The following is an 8,664-nucleotide window of genomic DNA, read 5'->3' on the forward strand; positions in this document are numbered from 1 at the left end:
CGGGATGCAGGCTCCCTGCGGTCACCCCCTGGCCGGCTCCGATCACTCGATCGTGTGGTCGCGGTCAGGGTGTGCAACCCTCAGGACCCCCTGGGGAGTCGACCGTCATGACGAGAGGAGGTGCCGCCAGTGATCGCGAACGTATCGGCGCACCGGCGGGCGAACGCCTTCGCCCAGGCCCTGGAGGAGCAGCCCGAGCAGGGCACGGCGGCCGAGCAGCCCGAAGGATCGGCACCGGCCCCGGCGACCGCGGAACCGAGCGAGCAGGACCGCCATCTGGCGCTCGCCTCGGGGCTCGGCGCGCTGCCCAAGCCGGAGCTCGACCCGGAGGTCAAGGTCGTCCAGCGGGCCCAGCTGGTGGCCGCTTTCGAGGCCATGCTCCAGGAGGGCACCGCGGGCGGCGGGGCGACGGACAGCGCGGTCCCCGAGCAGCGATCCCGGGCTCGCGGCGCGCACCGCGCGAGTTCACTGAAGAAGTTCCGGCCGCGTTCCCGGCTCGCCAAGGGCCTCACCGCGGGCGGACTCAGCGTAGGGGTGGCCGCGAGCGCCTTCGGCGGAGTCTCCGCCGCCAGCTCGGACGCCCTGCCCGGCGACTCGCTCTACGGCCTCAAGCGCGGCATCGAGGACGTCACGCTCGGCCTCGCCGACGGGTCGGACGAGCGCGGCCGGGTCTACCTCGACCACGCCTCCACCCGGTTCAGCGAGGCACGCCGCCTGATGGAGCGCGGCCGCAGCGGCCCCCTGGACCACGAGTCCCTCGGCGAGATCCGCCGTGCCCTGTCCGGCATGCGGCACGACGCGTCGGAGGGCCACCGGCTGCTGAGCGAGGCGTACGAGCGCGACCCGGACTCGCTGGGCCCCATCCAGGCCCTGTCCGCGTTCTCCCGCTCCCACCGCGAGGCCTGGGGCGAACTGCGCGAGCGACTGCCCGTCCAGCTCGGGGACGTCACCGAGCAGGTGTCGTCCGTGTTCGACGCCATAGACGAGGACGTCGCCCCGCTGCAGTCCCTGCTGCCCGAGCCCCCGGCCACGAGCGGCGGCGACGGCAAACGGCGCGGCGCCTCCGAGTCGGCCCCCAGCGGCTCCTCCGGAACGGACCGCTCAACCCGCCCCAGCGACAGCGGCGGCAGGCTCAGCGACGAGGGCCGAACCGGCAGCGGCAGCCCCAGCCGCTCGGCCGGCTCCGGCAGCGACGGCCTGCTCGGCGGCAACACCGGTGGCCTCCTCGACCCGCCGAAGGACAAGGACGGCGAGGCGAGCACCTCTCCGTCCGCGGGGGGCAACACACCCGTCCCCGAGCCGGATGTGACGCTCCCACCGCTCCTGCCCGGATTGCTGCCCGGCCTGGGCATCGACGGCGAGGACGCGAACTGAACGGCACGTTGGGGGCGCCCCTTCGGCAAGGGGCGCCCCCAACGTCGTACGCGGGTCGGCTCAGTACTCGGGCCGGCTCAGTACGCGGGCAGGTTCAGAAGATCACCGACCGCTTCTGCACCAGCAGCTTGGCCCCTCCTGTCTGCTGCCCTCGCACCGCTCCGCGGGCTTCAGACACCTGCGCCGGACTCCGTCCGGCGGCTCCGAGCAACCGGCGGGCTGTTGCGAACGACGGCGTCAGAAGAACACCGACCGCCTCTGCACCAGCAGTTTGTACAGCGTGTGCTGGATCTGCTCCCTGACCTGGTCGGTCAGGTTGAACATCAGCATCGGGTCCTCGGCCGCCTCCGGCGGATAGCCGTCCGTGGGGATCGGCTCGCCGAACTGGATCGTCCACTTGGTCGGCAGCGGGATCGCCCCGAGCGGCCCGAGCCACGGGAACGTGGGCGTGATCGGGAAGTACGGGAAGCCCAGCACCCGCGCGACCGTCTTGGCGTTGCCGATCATCGGGTAGATCTCCTCCGCCCCGACGATCGAGCAGGGCACGATCGGCGTCCCCGCGCGCAGGGCGGTCGAGACGAAACCGCCGCGGCCGAAGCGCTGGAGCCTGTAGCGGTCCGCGAAGGGCTTGCCGAGACCCTTGAAGCCCTCCGGCATCACCCCGACCAGCTCGCCCTGCTCCAGCAGCCGGGACGCGTCCTCGGCACACGCCAGGGTGTGACCCAGCTTGCGGGCCAGCTCGTTGACCACCGGCAGCATGAACACCAGGTCCGCAGCCAGCAGCCGCAGATGCCGGCCCGCCGGGTGGTTGTCGTGCACGGCGACCTGCATCATCAGGCCGTCCATCGGCAGCGTGCCGGAGTGGTTGGCGACGATCAGGGCGCCGCCCTCGGAGGGGATGTTCTCGATGCCCTTCACCTCGACCCGGAAGTACGTGTCATACAGGGGGCGCAGCAGGGACATCAGGACCTGGTCGGTGAGTTCCTCGTCGTAGCCGAAGTCGTCGACCTCGTAGTCCCCGGTGAGGCGGCGGCGCAGGAAGGCCAGGCCGCCCGCGATCCGCCGTTCCAGGCCGCCCTCGCCGTCCCGGGAAGGCTCCGGCGGCTGTTCATCGGAAGTCACAGGAACATCATCCTGCGGAACAGCCCTGGTGGGCAGGGGCTGCACCTCACGCACCGGCACGGACTCCGCGCCCGAGCGGCGGTTCCCGGCGCCCCGGCGCCGCTGCGGGCGCTGCACGGCGCTCCCGCGGGACCGGTCGTCGTCGAACGGAATGACCTTGGCGTCCGCCATCGTTGATGCGCTCCTCAGTTGGCGCTCTGCGTCGGGGAGTGTCCGCCGCCCGCGAGGGGCGAGTCGGCGATCCGGTCGACGGCCCCCGCAAGGGCCTCCGGCGGAAGAAGTCCGGGGCCCTGGCTGCGGGCGAAGTCCGCGAACGTCTCCGCGGTCGTGTACTTGGGCTGGAATCCCAGCGTTTCGCGCATCTGGCCCGTGGCCACCACCCGGCCGTGTGTGAGCAGCCGGATCTGCTCGGGCGAGAAGTCCGTCATGCCCAGCGTACGCACCAGCGAGCCCGCCCATGTGACCGCCGGCAGCAGCAGCGGCACCGTGGGCCGCCCGAGGCGCCGGGAGCACTGGGAGAGCAGCAGCACACCGTCGCCCGCGATGTTGAAGGTGCCGCTGTTGAGCGTGCCCCGCCGGGGTTCGTGCGAGCCGATCCGCAGCACCTCGATCACGTCGTCCTCGTGCACGAACTGCAGCCGCGGGTCGTAGCCGAACACCGTCGGCAGGACCGGCAGCGCGAAGTACGAGACGAGCGGGGTGTCCGCGGTCGGGCCCAGGATGTTGGCGAACCGCAGCACACACACGGCCACGTCGGGCCGGCGGCGCGCGAAGCCGCGGACATAGCCCTCGACCTCGACGGTGTCCTTGGCGAAGCCGCCGCTGGGCAGGGACTTGGGCGGGGTCGTCTCAGTGAACACGGCCGGGTCGCGGGGCGCGGAGCCGTAGACGTTCGTGCTGGACTTCACGACCAGCCGTTGCACGGCCGGGGACTTCTGGCAGGCACCGAGCAACTGCATGGTGCCGATGACGTTGGTCTCCTTCAGGGAGGCCCGGTTGCCGCTGCCCAGCGGTGTGCCCGTCACGTCCAGGTGGACGATCGTGTCGGCGCCCGTTTCGGCGAGCACCCGCGCGATCCCGGGCTGCCGGATGTCGGCCTGGACGAAGTCCGCACCGCCCAGATGGTGCTCGGGCGGCACCGCGTCCACGGCGACGACCCGGTCCACCTCGGGGTCCCGCTGGATGCGCCGGACGAACCGGCTCCCCAGCTGGCGGGCCACTCCGGTCACGAGCACGACCTTGCCCAAGATCAGCGCCTTCCTTCCAGAACGTCTTGCCCCCCGCCGCGTTCCCCCGTGGGGCCAACTTAGCGGGTTGTCGTTGCGCTGTGATGACCGCCCGATGCGTGAAGTGACCGAAGCAGCCGGACGCAGGAGCGCGGGGCCGCGGCCGCGGGGCCCGAGGCGGATATGCGTGTGGCCCCCCACCGGTGGTGGGGGGCCACAGCAACGCTTTCGCGGCTCGCGCGTCGCGAACTTACTTCTTGTTGCGACGCTGAACGCGCGTGCGCTTGAGCAGCTTGCGGTGCTTCTTCTTCGCCATCCGCTTGCGCCGCTTCTTGATAACAGAGCCCACGACTACCCTCGCTCACTTCTCATCACTCGGTGTTTGGGCGCCATGGGCCCATACGACCTACGAGGGGCCAGCCTACCCGTCCGAGCGCTGAGGTCGTAATCGAGGAGGCCGGGGGGATCCCGAGTGCCCTGTGGGGATCGCCCCGACCCTGCCGTCAGGCGGTTTCCACCCCCACGTAACTCTCGCGGAGGTACTCGTGAACCGCTTGCTCCGGGACGCGGAAGGACCGCCCCACACGGATCGCGGGCAGATGACCGCTGTGCACCAGCCGGTACACGGTCATCTTCGACACTCGCATCACCGAGGCGACTTCCGCCACGGTAAGGAACTGAACCTCGTTCAGAGGCCTCTCGCCAGCTGCAGCCATGACACACCTGAACCTTCCGCACTCGACGGCCACCGGCTTCCCCTTCCGGTGACTCTTCGTCGCTGCGTGCTCACTCCCCAATGTAGGTGCCAGTGATGCGAGTGGGGAAGAGGTGCACCCATCGGCGGCCTACTGTGACAGACACGCCCGATTGAGTACGTAGCGGGTAAGTGGCAGGTAGTAATCGGACCGCACGCCGTCATCAAGTGGAACGGCCACGGCCACGGACCCCTCGGCCTCCCCCACGAACAGCGCCGGGTCGTCCGTATCGGCCGGCCCGATGGCCTCGAACCCGAGCTGACCTGCCCCGCAGACCCACCCGTGGTCCCCGATCACCAGCTTGGGAAGGGGCCCGCCGGCCTCCGCACAAGCGGCCAGTACGGTACGAACCGGGAGAGGTGAGTGCGTATGTGCGCCGGGCTCACAACCGGGGCGTTCCACGCCCGGGGACCGCACCAGCGCGACTCCTCGTACGTAGTCGAGGTTGTACGTACGTAGGCCGAACCGGGTCGTTATGTCGACACGGCGACCCTGCGCCGGGGTGAGAACGGCACATCCAGCCGCCGACAGCGCGTCTGCCAGAGCGCCGTAGAAGCCGAGCAGCCGGTGCGGGTGCCCGGTCCCGAGAAGCACGGGAGCACCCCGCCCGGCGGCCTCGGCGAGACGTTCCGCGAAGGCGTCCAGCCCCGCCAGGGTCCGCTCCGGATCGATCACGTCCTGGCCGGAAACCAACCGGGAATCGGCCGAAACGCCACACCGGTCCGCCATCAGCTCGATCAACTCCCGCTGCCCCCAGGCAGCTTCGGGATCAATGCCGAGCAGCACCCGGGGGTCCCGGGCGGCGAAGAGCCGGTAACTGCGCAGGCTCTCCTCCCGCGAGGTCGCCACGGTCCCGGCGAGCCGAGCGCCCACCAGATGCGCACGCAGGGCTTCGGTGGTCAGCACAAGAAGATCGTGCGTGACCGGAACTCCCCCTGTCCCGAGAACCCGCGAAGACCGCACGGTCGGCCTACGCCCGCCGGCACTGCCTCACGCCAGCAGCCCCCGCAGCGGGAACACCGCCCGCCGGGTCTTCAGCACCGCCTGGTCCAGCCGGTCCGCCGGGTCGTACCCCTCGTCCCAGCCCGACCAGGCCACGGGCCAGCGCCCGTCCGTCATCCGCGCCGGGGCCAACTGCCGCGTCTTCGCGAACACTTCCTGACGCCAGCCCTCGGGGATCATCGCCTCGGGCTCCACGGCCCGCCCGGCCGCGATCGCCACCAGGTGCGTCCAGGAGCGCGGCACCACGTCGACCACCGCGTATCCGCCCCCGCCCAGGGCCACCCACCGCCCGTCGGCGTATTCGTGCGCCAGGTCGTGACAGGCCACCTGCACCGCCCGCTGCGCGTCCAGCGACACCGCCAGGTGCGCCAGCGGATCCTCGAAGTGCGTGTCGGCCCCGTGCTGCGTCACCAGCACCTGAGGCCGGAAGTCGGCGATCAGCTCCGGCACGACCGCGTGGAACGCCCGCAGCCACCCCGCGTCGCCCGTCCCGGCCGGCAGCGCCACGTTCACCGCCGAGCCCTCCGCGGAGTCCGCCCCGGTCTCCTCCGGCCACCCGGTCTGCGGGAACAGCGTCTGGGGATGCTCGTGCAGCGAGATCGTCAGCACCCGCGGGTCCTCCCAGAACGCCGCCTGGACCCCGTCCCCGTGATGCACGTCGACGTCGATGTACGCGACCCGCTCCGCCCCGAGCTCCAGCAGCCGCGCGATCGCCAGCGAGGCGTCGTTGTAGATGCAGAACCCGGACGCACCGCCCGGCATCGCGTGGTGCAGCCCGCCCGCGAAGTTCACCGCGTGCAGCGCCTCACCCCGCCACACGGCCTCCGCCGCCCCCACCGACTGCCCGGCGATCAGCGACGACACCTCATGCATCCCGGCGAACGCCGGATCGTCCATCGTCCCCAGCCCGTACGACTGGTCCGCCGCCCCCGGATCCGCCGACGCGGCCTTCACCGCACCGATGTAGTCCTGGCGGTGGACGAGCCGCAGCGTCGACTCCCCGGCCGCCTTCGCGGCGACGACCTCCACCTCACGGTCCAGCCCGAAGGCGTCGACCAGTCTCCGGGTCAGGGCGAGCCGGACCGGGTCCATCGGGTGCCCGGGACCGAAGTCATAGCCCGTTACTGCCTCGTCCCACATCAGCTGTGCGCGGCCGCTCATGCCCGCCACCGTATCGGTCCGGTTGAGCCGCGAACGAACGGGCGTACACCAGCGTCACCAGCACCAACACCATCGGCACGAGCATGGCCCCGCGGTAGCTCCACAGATCCCCGAGCGCGCCCACCAACGGCGAACCGATCAAGAACCCCACGTAGTTGAAGACATTCAGCCGCGCTACGGCCGCGTCCGACGCCCCCGGGAACAGCCTTCCGGCCGCCGCGAACGTCTGCGGCACCAGCACGCACAACCCCAGTCCCAGCAGCGTGAACCCCAGCATCCCGGCCCAGGCCCCGGGCGCCGCGGCCACCACGGCGAACCCGCCCGCCGCGACCAGCGCCCCGGCCCGCACGACCGCCACGGCCCCGAACCTCCGCACCCCGAGGTCCCCGATCGTCCGCCCCAGCAGCGTGGTGACCATGTACACGTTGTACGGCACGGTCGCCATCTGCTCCGAGCTCCCGAGGACGTCCTGAAGGTACTTGGCGCTCCAGTTGGAGACCGTCGAGTCCCCGATGTACGCGACCGTCATCACCAGACACAGCGGCACCAGCCACTTGAAGACGAGGACCTGGCCCTCCCCGGCCGGCTTCTCCGCCTCGCCCGCCGCACCGCCCCGGTCGTCGACGTACCACCGGCTCCCCGCCAGCACGGCCGGCAGCAGCACCAGCACGACCGGCAGGTACGACACCCACAACGCCAGATGCCAGTGCGCCCCCGCCCATGCCAGCGAGGCCCCGCCGATCCCGCCCAGGCTGTACGCCGCGTGGAAACTGAGCATGATGCTGCGCCCGTACGACCGCTGCAGGCTCACCCCGAGCATGTTCATCGACGCGTCCAGCACACCGACGGCGAGCCCGAAGGCCGCGAGCGCGATCCCGAGCTCCACCATTCGCTCCCCGGCCCCGACGCCGAGCAGCGACAGCAGCACCACGGGCTGGGACCACCGCAGCAGCCGGCTCGGCCGTACCCGCTTCACCAGCCGCTCGGTGGTCACGCTCCCGACCCCGGCGAGGATCGGCACAGCGGCCAGAAACGCGGGCAGCAGCGCGTCGGACACCCCGTACCGGTCCTGGATGGCCGGGATCCTCGTCACGAGCAGAGCGAAGGCGACACCCTGCACCAGGAAGCTGAACGCCAATGAGCCCCTGCCGCGCCGCAGCACATCAGTCATGGCGGCGAGCGTAGGGCCCCGGCCTACCCGTGGGTAGATCCAGCCAAAGGTGAATTCTCCTCAGCTTCGGCCGGGTCGTCGGGAACGGCTCACACCAGCAGGTCGAGCAACTCCCCCATGCCGGAGAAGAGCCGGGTGGCCCCGGCGAGCTTCTCCGGGGGCGTCATGGCGGTGAAGCCGTACACGTCCATGCCGGCTGCGACAGCCGCCTGTACCCCCAGCGGACTGTCCTCGACGACGACGCATCGCTGCGGCGCGACCCCCATCCGCTCGGCCGCGTGCAGGAAGAGATCGGGGGCCGGCTTGCCCTGCCCGACGTCCTGCGAGCTGAAGACCCGCTCCTCGTCGAACCACCGGTCGAGCCCGGTCGTCCGGTGTCCCACGCGGATCCGCTCATGACTTCCGGAGGATGCCACGCAGTACGGCACCCCGTCGGCGGCCAGCTTCTCCAGCACCTCGGAGGCCCCTGCCACGGCCACGAGTTCCTGCTCGAAGGCCGCGAACACCCGTGTGTGAAAGACGTCGTCGAAGTCCTGCGGCAACTGCTGTCCTGTCCGCTCGAGGACCAGTTCGTGAATGCGGTGCATCGCCGAACCCATGTAGTCACGAATGGACTCCTCGTAGGAGGTGGGGTGCCCCAGTTCGGTGAGGTACGCCGCGAGCAACCGGTTGGAGATGGGCTCACTGTCGACGAGCACACCGTCGTTGTCGAAAATCACGAGGTCATAGCGCATGGATTCGAGCTTAAACGCAGAAAGCCCCCGCATCCGAAGATGCGGGGGTTTTCCCAAAGATTGTTCGGCGGCGTCCTACTCTCCCACAGGGTCCCCCCTGCAGTACCATCGGCGCTGTA

The 8,664-nt window shown here is 70.7% G+C and carries 9 protein-coding genes; 1 reads left to right on the forward strand and 8 read right to left on the reverse strand.

The window, feature by feature from the left end:
* Nucleotides 1-129 precede the first annotated feature (129 nt).
* Nucleotides 130-1,374 (forward strand): DUF5667 domain-containing protein, encoded by a 1,245-nt coding sequence (locus HDC93_RS23630; protein WP_185012838.1) that lies wholly within the window; start codon nucleotides 130-132, stop codon nucleotides 1,372-1,374.
* A 237-nt stretch (nucleotides 1,375-1,611) separates the two neighbouring features.
* Here the strand turns inward: HDC93_RS23630 and HDC93_RS23635 are convergent, their stop codons facing one another.
* The 8 genes from HDC93_RS23635 to HDC93_RS23670 form a co-directional block, all read right to left on the reverse strand.
* On the reverse strand, nucleotides 1,612-2,667 hold the full coding sequence (locus tag HDC93_RS23635) for a lysophospholipid acyltransferase family protein (RefSeq protein WP_185012839.1): 1,056 nt from the start codon (nucleotides 2,665-2,667) through the stop codon (nucleotides 1,612-1,614).
* Between the two features lie 14 nt (nucleotides 2,668-2,681).
* Complete coding sequence (locus tag HDC93_RS23640) at nucleotides 2,682-3,743, reverse strand: NAD-dependent epimerase/dehydratase family protein (RefSeq protein ID WP_185012840.1); 1,062 nt, start codon at nucleotides 3,741-3,743, stop codon at nucleotides 2,682-2,684.
* A 229-nt stretch (nucleotides 3,744-3,972) separates the two neighbouring features.
* On the reverse strand, nucleotides 3,973-4,071 hold the full coding sequence (locus tag HDC93_RS23645; protein WP_003948845.1) for a 30S ribosomal protein bS22: 99 nt from the start codon (nucleotides 4,069-4,071) through the stop codon (nucleotides 3,973-3,975).
* Nucleotides 4,072-4,225: 154 nt separating this feature from the next.
* Entirely contained in the window at nucleotides 4,226-4,438 is a 213-nt protein-coding gene (locus HDC93_RS23650) for a helix-turn-helix domain-containing protein (RefSeq protein WP_004984898.1), read from the reverse strand.
* Nucleotides 4,439-4,567: 129 nt separating this feature from the next.
* Complete coding sequence (locus HDC93_RS23655) at nucleotides 4,568-5,383, reverse strand: phosphatase (protein ID WP_185012841.1); 816 nt, start codon at nucleotides 5,381-5,383, stop codon at nucleotides 4,568-4,570.
* Nucleotides 5,384-5,467: 84 nt separating this feature from the next.
* Nucleotides 5,468-6,640, reverse strand: coding sequence for an acetoin utilization protein AcuC (locus tag HDC93_RS23660; protein WP_185012842.1), 1,173 nt, complete (start codon nucleotides 6,638-6,640; stop codon nucleotides 5,468-5,470).
* Nucleotides 6,591-7,811 (reverse strand): MFS transporter, encoded by a 1,221-nt coding sequence (locus HDC93_RS23665; protein ID WP_185012843.1) that lies wholly within the window; start codon nucleotides 7,809-7,811, stop codon nucleotides 6,591-6,593. Before HDC93_RS23665 ends, HDC93_RS23660 begins: the two co-directional genes overlap by 50 nt.
* Nucleotides 7,812-7,900: 89 nt before the next feature.
* Complete coding sequence (locus HDC93_RS23670) at nucleotides 7,901-8,545, reverse strand: HAD family phosphatase (protein WP_185012844.1); 645 nt, start codon at nucleotides 8,543-8,545, stop codon at nucleotides 7,901-7,903.
* Nucleotides 8,546-8,664: the final 119 nt, after the last annotated feature.

This window comes from Streptomyces sp. AK010, from assembly GCF_014207295.1.
GTDB classification, from domain to species: Bacteria; Actinomycetota; Actinomycetes; order Streptomycetales; family Streptomycetaceae; genus Streptomyces; species Streptomyces massasporeus.

Excerpts from the sequence above, each read along its gene's own strand:
- HDC93_RS23635 (WP_185012839.1), bottom strand. The coding sequence starts at position 2,667 with ATGGCGGACGCCAAGGTCATTCCGTTCGACGACGACCGGTCCCGCGGG.
- HDC93_RS23650 (WP_004984898.1), bottom strand. The coding sequence starts at position 4,438 with ATGGCTGCAGCTGGCGAGAGGCCTCTGAACGAGGTTCAGTTCCTTACC.
- HDC93_RS23660 (WP_185012842.1), bottom strand. The coding sequence starts at position 6,640 with ATGAGCGGCCGCGCACAGCTGATGTGGGACGAGGCAGTAACGGGCTAT.
- HDC93_RS23665 (WP_185012843.1), bottom strand. The coding sequence starts at position 7,811 with ATGACTGATGTGCTGCGGCGCGGCAGGGGCTCATTGGCGTTCAGCTTC.
- HDC93_RS23670 (WP_185012844.1), bottom strand. The coding sequence starts at position 8,545 with ATGCGCTATGACCTCGTGATTTTCGACAACGACGGTGTGCTCGTCGAC.